At 72.0% G+C, this 20,893-nt stretch carries 21 protein-coding genes; 8 read left to right on the top strand and 13 right to left on the bottom strand.

The window, feature by feature from the left end; translation table 11 throughout:
- The first annotated feature begins 37 nt into the window (after positions 1-37).
- On the top strand, positions 38-1,165 hold the full coding sequence (locus ABZ810_RS23465; protein WP_358406390.1) for an amidohydrolase family protein: 1,128 nt from the start codon (positions 38-40) through the stop codon (positions 1,163-1,165).
- Positions 1,166-1,171: 6 nt separating this feature from the next.
- The gene (locus tag ABZ810_RS23470; RefSeq protein WP_358406393.1) at positions 1,172-2,227 is read left to right on the top strand and encodes a phosphotransferase family protein; all 1,056 of its coding nucleotides are present in this window, start codon (positions 1,172-1,174) and stop codon (positions 2,225-2,227) included.
- On the opposite strand, the gene ABZ810_RS23475 is transcribed toward ABZ810_RS23470, so the two are convergent.
- From ABZ810_RS23475 to ABZ810_RS23520, 10 genes are all read right to left on the bottom strand, one after another.
- Entirely contained in the window at positions 2,228-3,109 is an 882-nt protein-coding gene (locus ABZ810_RS23475) for a hypothetical protein (RefSeq protein WP_358406395.1), read from the bottom strand.
- A gap of 2 nt (positions 3,110-3,111) precedes the next feature.
- Positions 3,112-4,404 carry an MCE family protein gene (locus ABZ810_RS23480; RefSeq protein ID WP_358406396.1) on the bottom strand — a complete coding sequence of 431 codons (1,293 nt, stop codon included), beginning with the start codon at positions 4,402-4,404 and terminating at the stop codon, positions 3,112-3,114.
- Between the two features lie 9 nt (positions 4,405-4,413).
- Positions 4,414-5,412 carry an MCE family protein gene (locus tag ABZ810_RS23485; RefSeq protein WP_358406398.1) on the bottom strand — a complete coding sequence of 333 codons (999 nt, stop codon included), beginning with the start codon at positions 5,410-5,412 and terminating at the stop codon, positions 4,414-4,416.
- The gene (locus ABZ810_RS23490; RefSeq protein ID WP_358406401.1) at positions 5,409-6,455 is read right to left on the bottom strand and encodes an MCE family protein; all 1,047 of its coding nucleotides are present in this window, start codon (positions 6,453-6,455) and stop codon (positions 5,409-5,411) included. The genes ABZ810_RS23485 and ABZ810_RS23490 overlap by 4 nt, the downstream gene beginning before the upstream one ends.
- Positions 6,452-7,477, bottom strand: a complete 1,026-nt coding sequence (locus tag ABZ810_RS23495) for an MlaD family protein (protein ID WP_358406403.1) — start codon at positions 7,475-7,477, stop codon at positions 6,452-6,454. Before ABZ810_RS23495 ends, ABZ810_RS23490 begins: the two co-directional genes overlap by 4 nt.
- On the bottom strand, positions 7,477-8,529 hold the full coding sequence (locus ABZ810_RS23500) for an MCE family protein (protein WP_358406405.1): 1,053 nt from the start codon (positions 8,527-8,529) through the stop codon (positions 7,477-7,479). Before ABZ810_RS23500 ends, ABZ810_RS23495 begins: the two co-directional genes overlap by 1 nt.
- Positions 8,530-9,546: an MlaD family protein gene (locus tag ABZ810_RS23505; protein WP_358406406.1), complete on the bottom strand. Its 1,017-nt coding sequence runs from the start codon at positions 9,544-9,546 to the stop codon at positions 8,530-8,532. It abuts the gene before it with no gap.
- Positions 9,543-10,406 carry an ABC transporter permease gene (locus ABZ810_RS23510; RefSeq protein ID WP_358406407.1) on the bottom strand — a complete coding sequence of 288 codons (864 nt, stop codon included), beginning with the start codon at positions 10,404-10,406 and terminating at the stop codon, positions 9,543-9,545. Before ABZ810_RS23510 ends, ABZ810_RS23505 begins: the two co-directional genes overlap by 4 nt.
- Positions 10,406-11,110, bottom strand: a complete 705-nt coding sequence (locus tag ABZ810_RS23515) for an ABC transporter permease (protein ID WP_358407052.1) — start codon at positions 11,108-11,110, stop codon at positions 10,406-10,408. The genes ABZ810_RS23510 and ABZ810_RS23515 overlap by 1 nt, the downstream gene beginning before the upstream one ends.
- 228 nt (positions 11,111-11,338) lie before the next feature.
- Complete coding sequence (locus ABZ810_RS23520; protein ID WP_358406408.1) at positions 11,339-12,601, bottom strand: cytochrome P450; 1,263 nt, start codon at positions 12,599-12,601, stop codon at positions 11,339-11,341.
- A 228-nt stretch (positions 12,602-12,829) separates the two neighbouring features.
- On the opposite strand from ABZ810_RS23520, the gene ABZ810_RS23525 reads away from it, so the two are divergent.
- Positions 12,830-13,507: a helix-turn-helix domain-containing protein gene (locus ABZ810_RS23525; RefSeq protein ID WP_358406410.1), complete on the top strand. Its 678-nt coding sequence runs from the start codon at positions 12,830-12,832 to the stop codon at positions 13,505-13,507.
- On the opposite strand, the gene ABZ810_RS23530 is transcribed toward ABZ810_RS23525, so the two are convergent.
- Together ABZ810_RS23530 and ABZ810_RS23535 are read right to left on the bottom strand one after the other, a co-directional pair.
- Positions 13,504-14,652 carry an FAD-dependent oxidoreductase gene (locus ABZ810_RS23530; RefSeq protein WP_358406411.1) on the bottom strand — a complete coding sequence of 383 codons (1,149 nt, stop codon included), beginning with the start codon at positions 14,650-14,652 and terminating at the stop codon, positions 13,504-13,506. The genes ABZ810_RS23525 and ABZ810_RS23530 overlap by 4 nt on opposite strands.
- Positions 14,649-14,846 (bottom strand): ferredoxin, encoded by a 198-nt coding sequence (locus ABZ810_RS23535; protein WP_358406412.1) that lies wholly within the window; start codon positions 14,844-14,846, stop codon positions 14,649-14,651. Before ABZ810_RS23535 ends, ABZ810_RS23530 begins: the two co-directional genes overlap by 4 nt.
- 174 nt (positions 14,847-15,020) lie before the next feature.
- On the opposite strand from ABZ810_RS23535, the gene ABZ810_RS23540 reads away from it, so the two are divergent.
- On the top strand, positions 15,021-16,061 hold the full coding sequence (locus ABZ810_RS23540) for a hypothetical protein (RefSeq protein WP_358406413.1): 1,041 nt from the start codon (positions 15,021-15,023) through the stop codon (positions 16,059-16,061).
- On the opposite strand, the gene ABZ810_RS23545 is transcribed toward ABZ810_RS23540, so the two are convergent.
- The gene (locus ABZ810_RS23545; RefSeq protein ID WP_358406415.1) at positions 16,058-16,654 is read right to left on the bottom strand and encodes a TetR/AcrR family transcriptional regulator; all 597 of its coding nucleotides are present in this window, start codon (positions 16,652-16,654) and stop codon (positions 16,058-16,060) included. The two genes, ABZ810_RS23540 and ABZ810_RS23545, sit on opposite strands and share 4 nt — an antisense overlap.
- A 380-nt stretch (positions 16,655-17,034) precedes the next feature.
- Here ABZ810_RS23545 and ABZ810_RS23550 point away from each other — a divergent pair, with 380 nt between their 5' ends.
- From ABZ810_RS23550 to ABZ810_RS23565, 4 genes are read left to right on the top strand one after another with little or no spacing between them, the layout of a single operon-like run.
- Positions 17,035-18,147 carry a ferredoxin--NADP reductase gene (locus tag ABZ810_RS23550; RefSeq protein ID WP_358406417.1) on the top strand — a complete coding sequence of 371 codons (1,113 nt, stop codon included), beginning with the start codon at positions 17,035-17,037 and terminating at the stop codon, positions 18,145-18,147.
- 60 nt (positions 18,148-18,207) lie between these two features.
- A complete protein-coding gene (locus tag ABZ810_RS23555; RefSeq protein ID WP_358406419.1) occupies positions 18,208-18,951 on the top strand; it encodes an SDR family NAD(P)-dependent oxidoreductase in 744 nt (247 codons plus the stop codon).
- The gene (locus ABZ810_RS23560; RefSeq protein WP_358406420.1) at positions 18,948-19,634 is read left to right on the top strand and encodes a carboxymuconolactone decarboxylase family protein; all 687 of its coding nucleotides are present in this window, start codon (positions 18,948-18,950) and stop codon (positions 19,632-19,634) included. Before ABZ810_RS23555 ends, ABZ810_RS23560 begins: the two co-directional genes overlap by 4 nt.
- A 2-nt stretch (positions 19,635-19,636) precedes the next feature.
- Positions 19,637-20,893, top strand: coding sequence for an aromatic ring-hydroxylating dioxygenase subunit alpha (locus tag ABZ810_RS23565; RefSeq protein ID WP_358406421.1), 1,257 nt, complete (start codon positions 19,637-19,639; stop codon positions 20,891-20,893).

A 20,893-nucleotide genomic window follows, 5' to 3' on the forward strand; every position in this document is an offset into this window, starting at 1 on the left:
GTGCGCGGCGCAGTGTGCCCGGTGGATGGAGGTTCGGATGTTGCCCCCCGACGCAAAGATCATCTCTGTCGACGATCACGTGATCGAGCACAAGCGGGTCTGGCTCGACCGGCTCCCCGCCAAGTTCGCCGACGTCGCGCCGCGTGTCGAACCGCTGCCGGGGGGCGGCGAGAGCTGGGTCTACGAGAGCATGCGCAAGGGCAACTTCGCGCTCAACGCGGTGGCCGGCAAGCACCCGAGCGAGTTCGGCCGCGACCCCATGAGCTACGACGACATGCGGCCCGGCTGCTACGACATCGCCGAGCGCATCAAGGACATGGACGTCGAGGGCGTCTGGGCGCAGCTGTGCTTCCCGAACATGGGCGGCTTCGCGGGAGAGATCTTCTTCCAGGGCGAGGACAAGGAGCTCTCGGCGGCCTGCGTCCGGGCCCACAACGACTTCATCCTCGACGAGTGGTGCGCCTACGCGCCCGAGCGCCAGATCCCGCTGGTGATGGTCCCGTTCTGGGACATCGAGGCGGCCGTCAAGGAGGTCGAGCGGACCGCGGCCAAGGGCGCGCGGTCGGTCAGCCTCGTCGAGGCGCCGCACCGGTGGGGCCTGCCCTCGTTCCACACCGACCACTGGGACCCGCTGCTGCGGGTGTGCGAGGAGGCCGAACTGCCGATCTCGATGCACTTCGGGTCCGGCGGCGCACCCGGCGGCACCGCGCCGGACGGCGGCATGCTCATCACCATCGCGCTCTTCGGGATCAACTCGATGATGGCGATGGCCGACCTGATCTTCTCGCCCGTGTTCCACAAGTTCCCGACCCTCAAGTTCGTGCTGTCGGAGGGCGGCATCGGCTGGATGCCCTACCTGCTCGAACGTTCCGACTACTCCTGGAGCCGGCAGAAGTACTGGGCCGGGGGAGACCTGGACATACCGCCGTCCGAGCTGTTCCGCGACCGCATCTTCGGCTGCTTCATCTCCGACGGCACCGGCATCGAGGCACGGCACCGCATCGGCGTCGACCAGATCCTCTTCGAGTCCGACTACCCGCACTCGGACTGCCAGTGGCCGCACACCCGCAAGGTGCTGGGCGAGGCGCTCGCGGACGTCCCCGACGACGAGGCGCGCAAGATCGTCGAACTGAACGCCCGGCGCATCTTCCGGTTCGACGGCTGAGCCGGCATGCCCGGTGAAGAGGGCATGGAGACGGGCGTGGACGGCGGCGTGAACACGGCTTCCCTCGCCCGCTGGATGGACGCGCGGGGCATCGCCCCCGGCGAGCCGCTGGAGACGTCCCTCATCACCGGCGGCGCCTCCAACGAGATCCACGAGATCCGGCGCGGCGGCAGGCGCATGGTCCTGCGCAGGCCGCCGCGGCGGATCCCGCCCGGCCGCAACGAGACCATGCTGCGCGAGTTCCGCGTGCTCAGCGCGCTCAACGGCACCGACGTGCCGCATCCGGAGGCCATCGCCGCCTGCGACGACACCGACGTGATCGGCTGCTGCTTCTACCTGATGGACCACGTGGACGGCTGGTCGCCGCTGAACGACGGCGGCTGGCCCGAACCGTTCCGGAGCGATCTCTCCCTGCGCCCGGGGCTCGCCCACCAGCTCGTGGAGGGGATCGCCCGGCTGGCCTCGGTCGACTGGCGGGCGCGGGGCCTGGAAGGCTTCGGCCGGCCCGACGGTTTCCACGACCGGCAGGTCGACCGCTGGTCGTCGCACCTGGAGAAGTTCCGGTTCCGGGAGATCCCGGGCCTGGACGCGGCGGCGGCGTGGCTGCGCGGCCACCGGCCGAGCCGGTGGGAGCCGGGCATCATGCACGGCGACTACCAGTTCGCGAACGTGATGTTCCGGCACGGCGCCCCGGCCCGGCTGGCGGCGCTGGTGGACTTCGAGATGGCCACGATCGGGGATCCGCTGCTCGACCTGGCGTGGGTCCTCATGAACTGGCCGGACGCCGACGAGGACCGTTCGGTCACCGGGTACGTCGACTACGGCGGCATGCCGGACCGCGCGGACCTGGCCGCGCGTTACGCCGAGGTCAGCGGGCGTGACGTGGGCGAGCTCGACTACTACCTCATCCTCGCCAGGTTCAAGATGGCGGTCGTGCTCGAGGGCGGGTACGCCCGCCACGTCAACGGGCAGGCGGACAACCCGGCGATGGCGCACTTCGGCGACGTCGTCCTGAGGACGGCGGCCGCCGCGGCCGACCTGGCCGCGGCGACCCGGCTGTGATCAGGGGTTCGGCCGCTGCGGCGTGGTGCCCTGCTGGGGCTTCTCGACGGTCCCGTCCGGCTTGGTGAGCGTCTCGTCGTCGGCGGGCAGCGACGTCATGCCGTTGACCCGCCACGCGCCCTTCTCCTGGACGAGCTCCAGCAGGAGCTTGGTGCCGAGGACGCGGCGCACGCCCATGGTGCTCTTGACCTCGCTGTCCAGGATGACCAGGGTCTTGGCGCGCTGGCCGTCGAAGGCGTTGAGGTAGGTCTCGCGCACGGTGGCGGTGGCGTCGGCCTTGTACTTGGTGATGACCTCGGCGAGACCGTTGAACGCCGTCTCGTACTGGCGGCCGAAGTCTGCGGACGCCAGGGCGCGGATGTTCGCGCGCGCCCCGGGGAGGTCGGCGTGCCGGTACGCGAGCAGGGCGCGGGCGAACTCGGCGGAGCGGTCCCTGACCTGCTGCTCGGTACGGTCCCTGCCGGCCAGCCGCCCGGCCTCGCGCCACTGGATCACCGCCGTCGTCACGGCGGTGACGAAGACCAGGGCGGCCACGGCGGCGACCAGCCTCGGGGAGGCCGCGACGCGGACCCGCCGCTTGGGCGAATCGCCCCGCGCCGTCTCCGCATCCGCCGTCTTCCTATCCGCCTTCTTCGGACCCGCCTTCTTCGGACCCGCCTTTTTCGGGACGGCCTTTCTCGGGACGGCCTTTCTCGGGACGGCCTTCCTCTCCGTGCCGCCCGCCTCCTCGGCCGTCTCGCCGGGGGCTTCCACCTCGGCCGTCTCGCCGGGGGCCTCCGCCTCGGCCGCCTCGGCGGAGGTCTCCACCTCGGCCGCCTCGGCGGAGGTCTCCTCCGTGGCGTCGTGCTCCTCGTCGAGCTTGCCGGTGGTCTTCGCGGTCATGTTCAGCTCCTCCGCTTGGGCAGGGAACGCACTCTGCGGACGGTGTTGGCGGTGATGACGAGCAGGACCGCGGCGGCGGCCCCCACCGGGAGGAGGGGCAGCCAGCGGCCCGCCGGGCCGTGCCCGCCGGTCTGCCGGATCGGCTCGGCGGAGACGGTCTGGAAGACCTGGTCGGTCCTGTTCCGCCCCGGCTGGGACGGTGCGGGCGAGAGCGTGCCGGGGGTGCGGGGCGCGCCCGCGGCGGTGGTGGTGTCACGGCAGCGGTAGAGCGGCGGGATCTTGGCGTCCGGCGCGCGCCGCGGGTACTCCTCGGCGTTCGGGTACGGGCCCGCCACGCTGATGACGACCTTGAGCCGGATGAACGAGCCTTCCGGGCGGGTGGTGACGACGTCATCGACGACCTGGGGGAACCAGGTGGTCAGCCGGTCCAGGGAGTGCAGGTTGGCCGCGGAGTTGCGCTCGGTGAACACCGGCGCGGACGGCATGCCCAGGGCGGTGAGAACGCAGCGCATGCCGGGACGTGACTCGCTGAGCAGGGCGTTCGTCTGCTCCAGGAACCCCGGTGCGTCGTTGAGGAGCTTGTCGATGTCGCGGCGGGACTGGTTGAGCGTGGCGGTGAACGCCGCCAGGTCGTTGACCCCCGAAGCGATCTCCGCCCGCTTGTCCGAGACCGTGCCGGCGAGCGTCGTCAGCTGGACGGCCAGGGCGTCGAGCACCCCCGACTGCGCCGCCACCGTGGTGGTGACCTGGTCGAGGTCGGCGAGGGCGTCGCGGATGTCCTGGCCCCTGCCGTTGAGGCCGGCGGCCAGCTCGCGGGTGACGGTCCTGAGGTCGTCGGGGTCGGCCGCGCGCAACATGCGCCCGGCGCTGCCGAACAGCCGCTGGTACTCGACGGTGGCCTTGGTCCGCGCCAGCGGGATGACGTCGCCGTCGGCGAGCGCGGGCCGGGCGGGCGAGGCGGGCGGCGAGTTCAGCTCCACGTAGGGCTCGCCGACCGCCGATTTGCGGAGGACCTGGGCGGTCACGGAGCCGGGGACCTCGGTGCCCTCGTTCAGCTCGAGGGTGACCGCGACCTTGCCCGGGCGCAGCCGGACGGAGGCGACCTGCCCGATCGGCACGCCCAGGTAGTCGACCTCCAGGCCGGGGCGCAGGCCGGGGGAGGAGGCGAACTCGGCCTCGACCCGGATCGGCTCCTCGCCGAGGCGGAGCGGGAACAACGTCAGCGCCGCCCACGCCGTCATGACGACGGCGATGACGGCGAAGACGCCGAGGTTGAGCAGGATGCGCGGTTTCATCGCCACCCCTTACTTCGGCGCCAGCAGCCGCTTGAGCTGCCGGTCGAGGTCGGGGCGAGACGCCGGCTCCCTGGGCTCGGGCAGGAGCCCGGCGAGCCACACGTACGCCAGGGTCTGGCCCTCGTGGGTGATGCGCGGCGCGCTCATGAGCTTGGAGAGCATGTCGCGGGTCATCTTCTTCAGCTCGTCCTTGCCGCGCAACATCGCGCCGAGGACCTCGTCGAGCCGCAGCAGCATGGTCCGGAGCCGGGCGCCGTGCCGCTCCTTCACCGTGGCGTTGGCCGCGCCGGCGAGCTCGGTCAGCCCGGTCAGCGCCCGCTTCAGCTCGGCGCGGTCGCGGCCGACCCGGGCCGTCATCTCCTGAAGGTCGGCGGGCAGCCGGTCCAGGGCGCGGGTGTCGCGGGAGAGGGCCTTGCCGAGCCTGCCCATGCCGTCGATCACGTCGCGCAGGTCCTCGCCCGCGGCGGCGTAGTCGTCGGAGATCGCGGCGGACCGTTCGATGATCCGGCGGAGCAGCGGGCCCGAGCCGCCGAGCCCGGACGCCAGGCCGTCGACGGTCGCGTTGAGGTTCTCGCCGCCGAGCGCCGCCAGGACCGGCCCGACCCGTTCGGTGATGCTCTCCAGGTCGGGCTGGACGCCGGTCCGGGTGATCTCGGCGCCGTCGGCGAGCGCGGCCGCGGTGCGCGGCACGGCGCCGGCGGGCGGGGTCAGCCGGACGTAGTTCTCGCCGAGCAGGCTGGTCTTGGCGATCGTCGCGGCGGTCCCCGACGGCACCCGGGTGCCGTCGGTCAGCGACATGGTCACCCGCGCCCGGTAGCCGTGCAGCTTGACCGAGGTCACCGAGCCGACGCGGACGTCGTACATCTGGACGCCGTGCCCCGGGACGAGGTTCTGCACGTCGTCGAAGGCCGCGTACAGGGTCAGGTGCCCGGTGGGGGCGCCGAGCGTCTGCAGCGAGCAGCCCGCCGCGAGGACGGCGGCGAGCAGCACGGCCAGGAGTCGTCTCACCGGGGCCCCTTCCGCTCGATCGTCCTGGGGCACTTGCCGAGGGAGGAGTCGACGCAGGGCACCTTGCCCCAGCCCATCCGGGTGAAGAGCGGCTGCAGCCAGACGCGGAGCGTGGCGTTGAGCTGGGCGCGGACCACGTAGGTCTTGGTCTTGGGATCCCAGGACTTCACGATCAGGTCGGTGAACCTGGACAGGCCGGTCATCGCCTGCGCCATCGAGGCGCTGTTGGCCTTGAGCGTCATCACCAGCGACGAGGCCTCGGCGAGTGTGGAGGGCAACGTCTCGCGGTAGGCGGTGATGATGATCCGGCCCTTGTCGATCAGCGCGGTGAGCCCGACGAGGAGGTTCTTCAGCCGGGTGCGCTCGTCGGCGAGCTGGGAGCTGGTGGCGTTGAACGCGTCGATGAACGTGCGCAGGCCGTCGTCGTGCCGGTTGAGCGTCGCGGCCAGGTCGCGCAGCCCGGTCGCGGCGGAGACGATCTGCCGGTCCTGGGCGGCCAGGCCGTCGGCGAGGTCGGTGGTGGTCGCCAGCGCCTCGTTGACGCTCTGGCCGCGGCCGCCGAGCAGCTGCGCCCCGGTGTCGAGCAGCCCGCGCACCTTGGCGGGGTCGAGCGACTCCGCCAGTGTGGTGAACGAGCCGAGCACCTCGTCGATCTCGACCGGCGGGTCGGTGCGCTCGACCGGGATCACGGCGCCGGGCGCGGCCCGCTTCATGCCGGGCTTCCACGCCGGGTAGAGCACGACGCCGCGTTCGCCGATCGCGCTCTCGGCGGCGATGGTGGCGCGCGCGTCGGCCGGGACGGGCACCCGGGAGTCGACGTGCAGTTCGACCCGGACGTGCCGGCCCTCGATCCGCACGTCGGCCACGTCCCCGGCGTTCGCGCCCATGACCTTGACGCGCGACTTCTCGTACAGGGCCGGCGTCTTGGCGAAATGGACGACCATGCGGTACGAGCCGCCCCCGCCGAGGACCGAGCAGCCGCCGGCGGTGAACGCCAGGGCGGCGACCAGCGCCGCGGCGGTGAGGACGCGCCAGGGCCTCATCGTCGGCCTCCCATCTGGCCGGCCAGCGTGGCGAGGTCGTCGGGCGTCAGCGGCCCGAGCTGGCTGGCGACCGCGTCGGTGAACGGGCCGTAGGAGCCGGCGGAGGCGAAGGCGTTCAGGGAGGGGCCCAGCCACGCGAGCATGGTGTTCATGTCGTCCAGCTGCGGCTTCAGGGTGGTGACGGTGCCGCCGATGTCGTCCATCAGGCTGATCAGCCCGCGCTGCTGGGCGTCGATGAGCCGGGAGACGCGGGTGACGGTGTGGCTGCCGCTGCCCAGCAGGACCGACAGCTCGGCCTGCCGGTCGCGCAGCTCGTCCAGCAGCGCCTGGATGCCGCGGGCGAGCCGGACCAGCTGGGTGTCCTTGGTGCGTGCCAGCGTCAGCAGCCGTTCACCGCCGGCGACCAGCTCGCGCAGCCGCGGCCCGGAGTCGTGCAGCGTGTCGGCGAGCCTGGCGAGGTCGCTCAGCGCCTTGGTGAGGTCGGCCCGGGTCCGCGGCGAGATGCCGCCGACCTTGTCGATCACGTCGCCGATCATCTTGGTGTCGAGGTCGCGCAGCGTGCGGGCGCCCGAGGTGACGACGTCGTTGCTGGTGACGGGGAGCCGGGTGCGCTCCTGCGGGATCCGGCGCGCCGTGCCGGACAGGTCGGCCAGGTAGGGGCGCGCGACCGGGCCGGTGAGCCGCAGGTAGCGGCCGCCGAGGATGTTGGCGGTGGTGATCTCGGCACGCGTGCGCGGCCCGAGGTCCACCTCGCGGTCGACCTTCCAGGTGATGAGGACCGTGCCCTGGGAGAAGTCGGGCTCGACCGCCGTGACCTCGCCGACCTTGACGCCGGCCACCCTGACCTCGTTGCCCGAGTGCAGGCCGCCCGTTCCGGCGAAGACGCCGGTCAGGGTGTAGCGGTTCTGGAGCAGCCCCTGGCTCCCGGTGAGGAACACCCCGACCAGGGCCACCACGATGACCGTGAGGGACGCCAGCCCGAGGACGGCGGGGTCGCGGTCGCGGAACGACTTGAGCGCCATCAGCCGCCCCCGACGACGAACCGGTCGAGCGCCTGGGGCTCGGGCGGCTTGCCGAGCTTCGTGTCGTGCGGGCACGGACCCGGCGCGAGCGTCAGGCACGGCGCGGCGCCGGTGACGAACGTGCCCCGGTCGAACATGCGGTACATGTCGCGCAGCTTGGGCCCGGTGGTCTCCATGATCCCCTGGAGCGGTCCGAGGTTGCGGCGCGTCCCGGCCGTGACGGCGGCCAGCCTGCGGATCATCGTGTCGAGCTCGTCGGCGTTGTCCCCGGCGACCCGGTCGGTGGTGCGCAGCGTGGCCGCCAGCTCGCGGATCGCCCGGTCGACGAGCGCGTTGTTGTCGCCGAACGCCTTGGTCAGCGTCGCGAGGTCGTCGGTCGCGGTGGCGATCTGCCGGTCGCGGCGGGCCAGCACGGTGGTGACGGTGGCGAAGTCGTCCAGCATCGAGGTGAGCGTCTGGCGGCGCCCGGCGATGGTGGACGACAGGGCGTCGACGTTGGCGAGCAGCCGGGCGGCGTCGTCCTCGGTGCCGTCCAGGGCGGTGTGGACGGCGACCAGGATCTGGTTGACCTTGGCGGGCTCCAGCCCGCGGGTCAGCGGCTCCAGCCGGTTGACCAGGTCGCTCAGGTCGACGACCGAGCGGGTGCGGGCCACCCGGTCGCCGTCGCCGAGCATCGCCGCCTGGGTGCCGGGCACCAGGTAGACCACCCGCTGGCCGATGGCGTCGCGCCAGCGGATCGCGGCCTCGCTGTCGCGCGGCACGCGGTGCGCGGTGCTCACCTTCAGCGAGACCTCGGCCTTGCCGCCGCGCACCCGGATCGTGCCGACCTGCCCCACCGGCGCGCCCGCGATCTTCACCCGGTCGCCCTCGCGCAGCCCGCTGGCGTCGTTGAACACCGCCACCAGCCGGTAGGTGCCGCCGAACCCGAGCCGCGCGATCTGCGCGGTGATGAAGAAGGTGAGCGTCCCGGTCAGCGCGAGGAACGCCAGCACCTGGACGGCGGACGTCCGGCGCCCGCGCACCTGGACGTCCTGGAAACGGGAAGAAGCCATTCAGCGGCCTCCGGAGGGGGTCTGGGGACAGATGCCGATGAGGAGCCGGCACGGGTCGTCCGGGATGAGAACCTGGCCGGCGATCATCCGCTTGCCCTGCGGCGCCCGTGGCCAGGTGACGGCCGGGTAGACCCAGAGCAGGTCGTTGACGGCGCGGACGCCCGGACCGGCGAGGGCGAGCTGTTGGTGCAGGAAGCGGGCGGAGTTCTCGAACGAGCGGAAGGCCGCCCGCAGGTCGCCCTCGTGCGAGCCGAGGCCCTGCGACAGCAGGGACGTGACCTCCGTGACGCCGCGCGCGGTGCGCAGCCCGCGTCCCTGCCCGGAGGTGAGCGTCTCGAGCAGCCCGGCGGACGAGGTGGCGGTGGTGCTGAGGTTCGTCCCGACGCCGCGGGTGCGGGCGAGCCGGGCGAGGTCGGCGAGGAAGGTGCGGGCCCGGCCGCGGTGCCGGTACGCGACGTCCACCAGCGTGCCGGTGCCGCGCAGCAGCCCGGCCAGCTCGGCGCCCGACGATCCCAGGCCCTGCCCGAGGGCGTCGGCGATGACGGCGACGTCCTGCGGCTCGATCGCGGCGAGCAGCGCGTCGGCGTCGCCGAGCAGCGTGGTCAGGTCGAGGCTGTCGGAGGTGCGCGTGATGTGGGCGCCGTCGCGCAGGAACGGCCCGGTGGCCTCGTGCGGGCCGGGCACCAGGTTGAGGAACTTGGGGCCGAACACCGACTCCGGCTCCAGCGACGCGACCACGGTGTCGGGGACGCGCACGTGCTCGTCGATGCGCAGCCGCAACCGGGCGCCGCCGCCGGGGGAGAGCTCGATCCCGCTGATCCGGCCGACGGTCACGCCGCGCACCTTCACCGGGGAGGACGTGGTGAGGCTCTGGCCCGCGCCGCCGAAGTCGGCGGTCAGCCGCGTCCCCTCCGCCGCGAACGGCTTGGTGACCAGCAGGTGACCCGCGACCGCCAGCACGCCGGCCGTGCCCAGCGTGATCGCGACGCGGCGTCCCGTGCCCAGGTCCCGGCTCATCCGGCGAGCCTCACGGTGCCGCCCTGGCCCCAGAACACGTACGAGAGGATCAGGTTGAGGGTGACGATGGTGACGATCGACAGCCGGATCGCCCGCCCGGCGGCCCGCCCGACCCCCGCCGGCCCGCCCGTCGCGTGGTAGCCGTAGTAGCAGTGGATCGTGATGACGGCGAACGCGAACACCGCCACCTTGATCGCGCTGTAGACCAGGTCGCGGGGCGGCAGGTACAGGTAGAAGTAGTAGTCGTAGACGCCCGGCGCCAGATTGAAGAACGACGTGGAGATGAACCGGGTCGCGAAGAAGCTGGCGAACAGCGCGATCAGGTAGAGCGGCACCAGCGCGATCAGCGCGCCCACGACCCGGGTGCAGATCAGGTAGACGAAGGAGTTGACCCCCATCACCTCCAGGGCGTCGATCTCCTCGGAGATGCGCATCGCGCCGAGCTCGGCGGTGAACGAGGAGCCACACTGCGCGGCCAGTGCGATCGCCGCGATGATCGGCGTGGTCTCGCGGACGTTGATGAACGCGCCGATCAGCCCCATGAACGACTCGGCGCCGATGACCTCGAGCCCGGTGTAGGCCTGGAGCCCGACCTCGGTGCCCAGGAACAGCGACATGATGAAGATGACGAACACCATGCCGCCGCCGACCACGGTCGCGCCGACCCCGATGACGATGTCGCTGACCTGGTGCGCGACGGCCTTGCCGTACCGCAGCCGCAGCACGATGTCGCGCACCGAGTAGAACGCGACCCGGGCGACGAACACCGGCCACTCCGCCAGGTCCGCGGTGCGGCCCGTGGCCGCCGACGAGAGCCGGGTGAGCCGGGTCGACACGGCGCGGGGAACGCTGAGGTCCATCACGCCTCCGGCGGGAACGCGAGGAAGTAGATGGTCGTGATCACGTAGTTGAAGGCGAAGACGAGCATGAACGCCACGACCGTCGCCTGGTTGACGGCCCGGCCGACCCCGACCGGGCTCCGCGCGCAGTTCATGCCGGCGTGGCAGGCCACCAGCGCGGCGATCAGCCCGAACAGCCAGGCCTTGAGCAGGGTGACGACCAGGTCCGAGATCCGCAGCAGGCCGAGCGCGCCGTCGAAGTAGGCGCCCGGCGTGACGCCCTGGAGCAGCACGTTGAACACGAAGCCGCCGACGGCCCCGGACATGATGACCAGCGAGGCGAGCATGGTGGCGACCAGGCTGGCCGCCCACATGCGCGGGGTGACCAGCCGGTGGACCGGGTTGACGCCCATCACCTCCATGGCGTCCAGCTCGTCGCGGATGCGGCGGGCGCCCATGTCGGAGGTCATCGCGGAGCCGCCGGCACCGGCGATGATCAGTGCGGCCGCGATCGGCGCGACCTCGCGGACGAGGCCGACGATGACGGCGCCGCCGGTGGCGGACTGGGCGCCCAGCTGGCCGGCCAGGTCGCCGACCTGGAGCGCGACGGTCGCGCCGAGCGGCAGGGCGACGAGGATGACCGGGAGCGTGGTGACGCGGGCGAGGAACGCGCACTGGTCGACGAATTCCCAGAACCAGGTGCGCACGTCCCAGGTGCGCCGCATCGCCTCCAGCCCGATGGCGAACAACTCGCCGAGGGAGACCAGGGTGCGGTGGGGGCGGCGCAGGACGGGACGCGCGGTGCGGGGGCGGTCGCGGGCATGGCTGTGGGGCGGCACGTGGACGGCCATGGACGGGCTCTCCGGGGAGGAGCGGCAGGGGGTGGGGGAGCGGGGTACCGCCCGGGCCGGCGGCGCGTTGCCGGCCCGGGCGGAGTGACGCGGGCGCGGTGCTCAGCCGAGCGGGGTGTAGGACAGGTGGAGCGTGTTGAGCCCGCGCAGGATGTAGGTGGGCTCGTAGGTCAGACGGCGCTCGCCCGCCGGGCCGTGCTCGGCCTCGCTGAGCTCGAAGTCGCCGAGCCGGTCGAGCAGCCGCTCCAGGCTGACGCGCGCCTCGACGCGGGCGAGCGGCGCGCCGGGGCAGGAGTGCGCGCCACGCCCGAACGCGATGTGGTCGCGCACGTTGGTGCGGTCGAGGCGGAACTCCTCGGGGCACTCGAAACGTTCGGGGTCGCGGTTGACCGCGCCGGGCAGGACCATCACGGTGCTGCCCGCCGGGACGTCCACGCCGCCGAGCGTGGTCGACTTGCGGGCCAGCCTGAAGTCGCTCTTGACCGGGCTCTCCATCCGCAGCGTCTCCTCGATGAACGCCGGGATGCGGTCGCGGTCGTCGCGCAGCAGCCGTTGCAGCTCGGGGCGTTCGGCCAGGATGTGCAGGGCCGAGGTGAGCAGGCGCGCGGTGGTGTCCTGCCCGGCGGCGAACATGAACGTCGCGATCCGCACCACGTCGATGACCTCGGGCAGCGACCCGTCCGAGAACGTGGCGGAGGCCAGCGAGGTCAGGACGTCGCCGCGCGGCTCGCGCCGCCGCTCCTCGATGTAGGCGCCGAAGCGCTCCTCGAGGAACTCCAGCGGGTTGCCGGTGAACTCCTCGTCGAGCGGGCCGGGCCGCTGGGCGCCGAGGTGGACGCGGAACGCCTCGTGGTCGTCCTCGGGAACGCCGAGCAGGTCGGCGATGACCAGGAGCGCGAACGGCTTGGCGTACTCGGCCATGATCTCGACGCGGCCCTGGGCGTGGAACTCGTCGATCTGGCGGTCGGCGAGCCGCCACATGAACTCCTCGTTCTCCTTCAGCCGGCGCGGCGTGAAGAGCCGCTTCAGCAGCGCGCGGTGGGTGCCGTGCTGCGGCGGGTCGAAGGTGACCAGGTGCTCGAACATCGGGAACTGGTCGCGGTACTGCTCGATGAGCGCGCCGATGTCGTCGCCCTCGGGCTCGAACGGCAGGTCGACCATCGGCCCGACCACGCAGTTGGCCGACGAGAAGACGGCCGGGTCGCGATAGACCTCGACGGCGGCCTCGTAGCCCGTCACGGCCATGGCGCCGTGGTGCGGCTCGCGCTGCACCGGGCACCGGGCGCGGAGCGATTCGTAGTAGGGGTACGGGTCGGCGACGAGGGATTCGTCGGTGAAGAAGTCGACGTCTTCGAAGGCGCTCACGGGGCAGTCTCTCCTCGAAGGTCACCGCGCTGGGCATGTGCTCAGCATTGCTGGGCACATGCTTAGCATGGCCTCGATCGTGTGGTCAAGGTCACACGTGGGAGTCATGCGCCGGATGCGGCGCGCCCCGGGGGCCCGGCACGCCGGGTGTGCTGGGCGTATGCTCAGCTTCGCCGCGTTCCCCGCTACGATGACGATGAGAATCGCAGGCAGAGGAGGTGCGGGCGCATGGCGGCGGAGCGTCGGATGGGGTCCCCGGACGCCAAGAACCGCGCGGTGCTGCTGGACGCGGCCGAGCAGCTCATGCTGGAGGAGGGCTACGCCGCGGTGAGTTCGCGCCGCGTCGCCGGTCGCGCCGGGCTGAAGCCCCAGCTCGTCCACTACTACTTCCGCACGATGGACGAGCTGTTCCTGGAGGTCTTCCGGCGCCGCGCCGAGGAGGGCCTGCGCTACCACGCCGAGGTGCTGGCCTCCGACCGGCCGCTCCAGGCGTTGTGGGAGTTCAGCATCGACCCCCAGGGGACGGCGCTGACGATGGAGTTCATGTCGCTGGCCAACCACCGCAAGACGATCCGGACCGAGATCGCGCGCTACGCCGAGCAGTTCCGGGCCGAGCAGACCAGGGCGCTGGCCGGGATCCTCGAACGTGCGGGCATCTCGACCGAGGACATCCCGCCGGCCGTCGTCTCCGTGGTCATCACCAGCCTCGCCCGCGTCGTGGTGATGGAGAAGGCGATCGGCATGTCGGGCGGGCACGACGAGACCTTCGCCTTCGTCGAGAAGCGCCTGCGCGAGATCCAGGTCGGCCTGGCCGGGAGCCCGGCCGACGCCGACGGCGACGGCCTCAACGGGGACGCCGCCAACGGCGCCGGAGCCGCCACCGCCGACGCGGGGGCGGGCGATTAGGCGCTGCCGTTCGTGGCCGCGGCGGCCAGCGCGCGCAACCGGGGGAGCGGGCGTTTGAGCCCCCAGGCCACGACGGTCGACCCACCGTCACGGCCGGGCCAGCTCAGCACGGCGCCCTCCGCGAGCGATCCTTCGAGCACCTGCGGCTCGCCCTCCAGCGGCAGATCACCGATGATCTTGACGACCCCGCCCAGGATCTCGGTCCAGAAGTAGTCGTCGAACACCGCCGGCGCGTCGGGCACGCCGAGGATGCCGTGCGCCGCCACCCGTCCCTGCCGGACGGCGTTCGCCCAGAAAGGGCGGCGGACCGGGCCCCGGGGCGTGCGGACCGCGACGACGTCGCCCGCGGCGTGGACGCCGGGACGGCTCGTGCGCCCGGCCGCGTCGATCACCACGCCCGAGGTGACCTCCAGCCCGGAGCCCGCCAGCCAGCCGGTGTTGGCGACGTCGCCCGCGCAGGTCACCACGAGGTCGGCCGTGAGCGTCGTCCCGTCGCCGAACCGCACGCCGGTCACCGGATCGCCGAGCAGCGTCACTCCCCGCGGGTCGACGCGGACGTCCACGCCCGCGGCCCGTGCCCGCGCCAGCGTCACCTCCGACAGGTAGGGGCCGAGGAGCCGCCGCAGCGGCGGCTCCACGTCGACGACCGTCACGTCGACCCCGCGGCGGACGCACGCGCTCACCACCTCCATGCCGAGGAAGCCGGCGCCGACCACGACGGCGGACGTAGCGGTCCGCAGCAGCGTGCGGATGCGCCGCGCGTCGTCCAGCGTGCGCAGGACGAGCTCGCCGCGCTGCCCGGGTGCGGCGAGGCGGCGCGCGCTCGCGCCCGTCGCGATCACGGCGGTGTCGAACGTGCGCACCTCGCCCGAGGCCAGGCGGACGTGCCCGCGGTCGAGGTCGAGCCCGGTCGCCGCGTCGCGCACGACGGCGGCGCCGAGGTTCTCGACGCCGAGGGCGGACGCCTCCGCGGGCAGCTCCGGGTCGAGCACCTGTTTGGACAGCGGCGGCCGGTTGTACGCGGCGTGCCGCTCGTCGCCCACGATGGTCAGCGAGCCGCGGTGGCCGAGCCTGCGCAGCTCCCGCGCGGTGGTGACACCGGCCAGCGACTCGCCGACCACGACGATCGAGTGGTCCTCGTTCACGTCTGGAGGTGCAGGGCGATGACGGGGCACACGCTGACGGCGGCGCGTGCGGCGTCCTGGTGCTCGGCAGGGATGTCGGTGTCCTCGAAGTGGTGCGTGAGTTCGCCGTCGTCGTCGACGGTGAACACGGCCGGGGCGGCGTCCTCGCAGAGCCCGTGGCCTTCGCAGGCACCCCAGTCGACGTCGATTCGCATGAGACAGCTCCGTTCTCAGGTGCCGCGCCCCGATGTGCTGAGCGGTCGCCCAGCGTGCTGAGCACATGCTTAGCACGGCTCCGAGAAAACGGTCAAGATGTGGCCATCCGGCGCCGAATACACCATTCTCTGAAGTGAAGAATGTGGTTCTTGAATCGTGAGACGGAGGTGGCCATGAGCGGTACGCGCCCCCGGGTCGTCCAGTGGGCGACCGGGACGATCGGGAGCCGCGCGCTCCGGGCGGTGATCGAGCACCCCCGGCTGACCCTGGCCGGGGTCCACGTGCACGCGGAGTCCAAGGCGGGCCGCGACGCCGCCGAGCTGTGCGGGGTGGACGAGCCCACCGGCGTCCTGGCGACCACCGGCATCGAGGAGGTCCTGGCGCTCGACGCGGACTGCGTGCTCTACATGCCGCGGGCCTGCGACTTCGACGAGGTGTGCCGGCTGCTGGGCTCGGGCGCGAACGTCGTCACCACGCGCGGCGAGTTCCACCGGCCCGGCAGCCTCGACCCCGGGGTCCGCGAACGGGTCGAGCGGGCGTGCGAGCGCGGCGGCACCTCGATCCACAGCACCGGAAGCAGCCCCGGCTTCATCACCGAGGCGCTGCCGCTGACGCTGACGTCCATCCAGCGGCGGCTCGACGGGCTGACGATCGACGAGTTCGCCGACCTCTCGCGGCGCCCGTCACCCGAGCTGCTCTTCGACGTGATGGGCTTCGGCAGGCCCCCGGCCGAGCTGGACGAGCGGCGCCTGTCGCACGGGCGGACCAGCTTCGGCCCGTCCCTCCACGTGGTCGCCGAGGCGTTGTCGATGCCGCTCGACACGGTCGAGGCGGACGGCGAGGTCGCGACCGCCCGCCGCGAGACCCGCATCGCGGCGGGGGTGCTGGAGCCCGGCACCGTGGCCGCGCAGCGCATGACCGTGTCGGGCGTCCGCGACGGGCGGGCGGTGCTCCGCTTCCGCGCGACCTGGTACTGCACGGCCGACCTCGAGCCCGCGTGGGACGTCCGCGACACCGGCTGGCACGTCACCGTCGACGGCGACGCGCCCCTCGACGTCGACCTGCGCTTCCCGGTGCCGCTCGACCGGATGGCCGCCGTGTCGCCCGCCTACACCGCCAACCGCGCCGTGAACGCCGTGCCGTTCGTCTGCGCCGCGGCCCCGGGCATCCGCACCAGCGTCGACCTGCCCCAGATCGTCGCCGACCTCGGTTAGGGGCCCGCGTGCCGTTCGCCCTCGATCTCCCGGAGAAGCCGCTCGACGTGGGCGATCATCTCGGCGTGGCCGGTGGAGAGGCCGAACGCCTCCTCCATGAGCAGGAAGCGGGACACGCTGGACATGAGGAGGATGAGCGCCTCGGGGGAAGGGACGTCCGGCCGCGCGTGCCGCCCTTCCAGGATGGTCGACGCCGCTTCGAGGTGCATCTTGCGGAACCGCTGCGAGGACTGGGTGATCTCGCTCCGGATCGCCTTGCGGTGGTTGGCCAGCGCGACGAACTCCATGGTGAGCGCGGTGTGGGGGATGTCGTGGATCGTCTCCCACAACGCCCACAGCGGCTGCTCGGACGAAAGCGCCTCGGCCTGGCGCCGGAAAGTGCGATCAGCCCCTCGCCGGAAAGTCGCGATGAACAGATCGTCCATGGCGCCGAAATAGTAATAGACAAGTGCGGAATTGACACCTGCCCTTTCAGCGACCCGCCGTGAGCTCACCGCGGCATAACCCTCTTCCAGCATGATCTGCTGGGTGGCGTCGAGAATCGCGGTGCGCGTCTCGGAGTTCTCCGCGCCGGGTCCGCTCTCCGAAGCCATGGCCCCACCTCCGTCTTCGGATCGGCCGTCGCCCGTCCCCCGCCGCCCGCTCGTCCAGCCCCGCGCACGGCCGAGATCCGCTGCGGCCGAGTATATCGGCGGCCGAACGACCCGGGCCGGCGCACCCTCGCCGGGTGGCGTCGAGCGTGCCCCTCATCGCCCGGGGCGGCCCGCCGGAGGCCGTCCGGTCTTCGCGGCTGGGCCTTGACAGTGATTTTTGGATGTCGTACAAAGGCTACTAATCAGGTGATGAATAGCGAAGAGTGATCGTCGCTGGAACTGTTTCTTCCAGTGCCTGGTCCAGGGTGCGTCCCTGCTGGCCGCGGGTTTTTCGTGCTGCCATTCGGGCGTGGGCGCGTTCTCATTTTCTGGAGGTGTCGGTGACTCAGGGCGAGAGGGCGCTGGTGCGGCCGGACGGCTCGCCGCCGGTGCGCGGGCTCCACCCGTTGCGGGTGGCCAGGGTCGTGCGCGAGACCGCGGACGCCAGTTCGTTCGTCTTCGAGATCCCCGCCGAGCGCGCCGGCGACTACGCCTACCAGGCCGGCCAGTTCCTCACCTTCCGGGTCGAGCTGGAGGGCCAGCCGTGCTTCCGCTCCTACTCGATGTCGTCCTCGCCCGCGGTCGACGAGCAGCTGCAGATCACCGTCAAGCGCGTGTCCGGCGGCGTCATGTCGAACTGGATGAACGACGCCGTCGGGCCCGGTGACGAGATCGACGCGACCGCCCCGGCCGGCACGTTCACCCTGGAGGACGGCGCGGGCGACATCGTCGCCTTCGCCGGCGGCAGCGGGATCACGCCGGTGTTCTCCATCCTCAAGACGGCGCTGGCGACGACGCGCAGGCGGGTGCGCCTGCTCTACGCCAACCGGGACCGCGACTCGATCATCTTCGCCGCGGAACTGGGTGAGCTGGCCGGCCGGTACGGGGAGCGCCTGCTGGTGACGCATCACCACGACGCCGAGACGGGCGTCGTCCGCGAGGACGAGATCGGGAGCTTTCTCGGCGGGCCCGGCGGCCGGCTCGGCGGCGAGCCCGGTGGCGAGACCGAGTACTACATCTGCGGCCCCGGCCCCTTCATGGACGTCGTGGAGCGGTCACTGCTGACCGCGGGCACCGCGCCCGGCCGCATCCACGTCGAACGGTTCACCGTGCCGGAGCCGTCCGCGGGCCGGGAGGCCGCCGGGGAGCTCGCGGACGCGGCCGGTGACCAGACCGCGGAGCCCGTGCGGCTCACCGTCCAGCTCGGCCGCCAGAAGGCCACGGCCGATCACCGCCGCGGCACCACCATCCTGCAGACGGCGCGCTCCATGGGCATCCGCCCGCCCTCGTCCTGCGAGGGCGGGACCTGCGCGACGTGCATGGCGCAGGTCGTCGAGGGTTCCGCCGAGATGCGGCACAACGACGCGCTGACGCCCGAGGAGGTGGCCGACGGGTGGGTGCTGACCTGCCAGGCCGTGCCGACCAGCCCGTCCGTGCGGGTCGTCTACGAGTGAGGAGAGCAGATCCATGACGAACGTTGCGGGCGCTCCGCCGCGGACGGCGGGCGGGCCGGCATGACCAGGGTCGCGGTGGTGACGGGCGGCGCCTCGGGGATGGGGCTCTCCATCTGCCGGCACTTCGCCAGGCGCGGCGACCAGGTCGCCGTGCTCGACGTCAACGCCTCGGCGGCGCGGGGCGCCGCCGAGGAACTCCAGGAGCAGGGCGTCCGGGCCCTGGCCTGCCAGGCCGACGTCACCGAGCGCGGGGAGATCGACGAGGCGTTCCGCAAGATCCGCGCCGACCTCGGGCCGGTCGAGATCCTGGTCACCAGCGCCGGCCTGGTGGCCTTCGAACCCTTCACCGCCATCACGCCCGACTCCTGGCGCCGGGTCATCGACGTCAACCTGACCGGCACCTTCAACGCGGTCCAGGCCGCCATCCCCGACATGCTGGACGCGGGGTGGGGGCGCATCGTCACGATCTCCTCGTCCAGCGCCCAGCGGGGCTCGCCGGGGATGGCCCACTACACCGCGTCCAAGGGCGGCGTCATCGCCATGACCAAGGCGCTGGCGCGCGAGTACGCCCCGATGGGGATCACCGTCAACAACGTTCCGCCGTCGGGCATCGACACGCCGATGTCCCGCGCCTCCCAGGCGAAGGGCGACCTGCCCGGCAACGAGGTCATGGTGCAGCGCATCCCCGTCGGGCACCTGGGCACGGGCGACGACATCGCCGCCGCGTGCGCCTTCCTCTGCTCCGAGGAGGCCGGTTTCATCACCGGCCAGGTCCTCGGTGTGAACGGCGGCGCGGTCATATGAGAACGAACCTGCCCCCGACGCCGCGGCTGGCCCCGCTGGCGCCCGAAGACTGGGACGAGCGCACCCGCGCCATGCTGCGCGGGCACGTGAAGCGCATCGACCGGTACCTGTCGGACGCCCCCGGCGCGCCGCGGATGCCCAACGCGCTGGGCGTGCTGGGGCACCACGCGCAGCTCGCCGGCGCCTGGCTCAACTACAACGGCGTGCTCCTGGACGACCCCGCGCTGGCCCCGCGCCACCGCGAGCTGATGATCCTGCGCGTCGCGTGGCGGACCGGCTCCACCTACGAGTGGGTCCAGCACGCGCGGATCGCCGCCGGGCTGGGCATCACCCCGGCGGAGATCGACGCCCTCGCCGACGACGCCGACCGTGCCGGCGCCACCGGACGCCCCGGCTCGGGACGTGCCGGCCCGGGACGTGCCGACGAGGCCGTGCCCGGGGGCTGGACACCGCTCGAACGGCTGCTCCTCGACGCCACCGACCAGCTGATCGACGGCTGCCGGATCGGCGACGCCACCTGGACCGCGCTGCAGGAGCACCTGGACGCTCGCCAGCTGCTGGAGGCGACCTTCGTCGTCGGCTCGTACCTCTGCCTGGCGATGGTCTTCAACAGCGTCGCCCTGGAGCTGGACCCCGAGATGTATGCGGAGATGCCGTCCCGACTGCCCGAAAGGGAGGACTGACCATGGGCCGATGGCCGAAGCCGGCGGAAGGAAGCTGGACCGAGCACTACCCCGACATCGGGACAGCGCCGATCTCGTTCAACGATTCGATCTCTCCGGAGTTCTTTGAGCTGGAGCGGAAGGCGATCTTTGGTCGTGCCTGGTTGAACGTGGGGAGGGTGGAGCAGCTGCCGCGTTCGGGGAGTTATTTCACCAAGGAGATCCAGGCGGCCAGGACTTCGGTGGTGGTGGTGCGGGATGCCGGTGGTGAGGTGCGGGCGTTCCACAATGTCTGTCGTCATCGCGGTAACAAGCTGGTGTGGAACGACCTGCCGAAGGAGGAGACGTCGGGGTTCTGCCGGCAGTTCACCTGCAAGTATCACGGCTGGCGGTACGGCTTGGACGGGCGGTTGAACTTCGTCCAGCAGGAGGGCGAGTTCTTCGATCTGGACAAGAAGGACTTCGGGCTGGTCCCGGTGCACTGCGATGTGTGGGCGGGGTTCGTCTTCGTCAATCTGGCCAAGGAGCCCGAGCAGACCCTGCCCGAGTTCCTGGGCCCGATGATCACGAACCTGGACGGCTACCCGTTCGACAAGATGACCGAGTGGTACGAGTTCACCGCGGACAACCGGAGCAACTGGAAGATCTTCGCGGACGCGTTCCAGGAGTACTACCACGTCCCCGCCCTGCACCCGCAGCAGGTGCCGTCCGAGGTGCGCCGGCCCGGAGCGGGCTTCGAGTGCGCGCACTTCCAGCTCGACGGCCCCCATCGCATGACCAGTTCGGGCGGCGCGCGCAGATGGACGTTGCCGCCCGAGTACATGTACCCGATCGAGCGCGCCACCCGCAGCGGGCTGGTCGGTCCCTGGGAGTCGCCCGAGCTCGGTGAGATGCCGCCGGGGCTCAACCCGGGCCGCATCGACCCGTGGGGCATCGACAACTTCCAGATCTTCCCCAACCTGGAGATCCTCATCTACCGGGGCTGGTACCTGCTCTACCGCTACTGGCCCACCTCCTACAACACCCACCGTTTCGAGGGGATGCTCTGCTTCCAGCCCGCCGAGACCGTGCACGAGCGGGTGGAGCACGAGGTCGCGGCGGTGGTGTTCAAGGACTTCGCGCTCCAGGACGCCGGGATGCTCACCGGCACCCAGACCGCGCTGGAGTCGGGGATCCTCACCGCGGCGCCGCTCAACGACCAGGAGATCCTCGTCCGGCACTTCCACAAGGTCGTCGCCGACTGGGTCGACGACTACCGGCGCGAGCCCACGGAGGTGTGA

The sequence above is a fragment of the Spirillospora sp. NPDC047279 genome, assembly GCF_040643285.1.
Classification (GTDB): Bacteria; Actinomycetota; Actinomycetes; order Streptosporangiales; family Streptosporangiaceae; genus Spirillospora.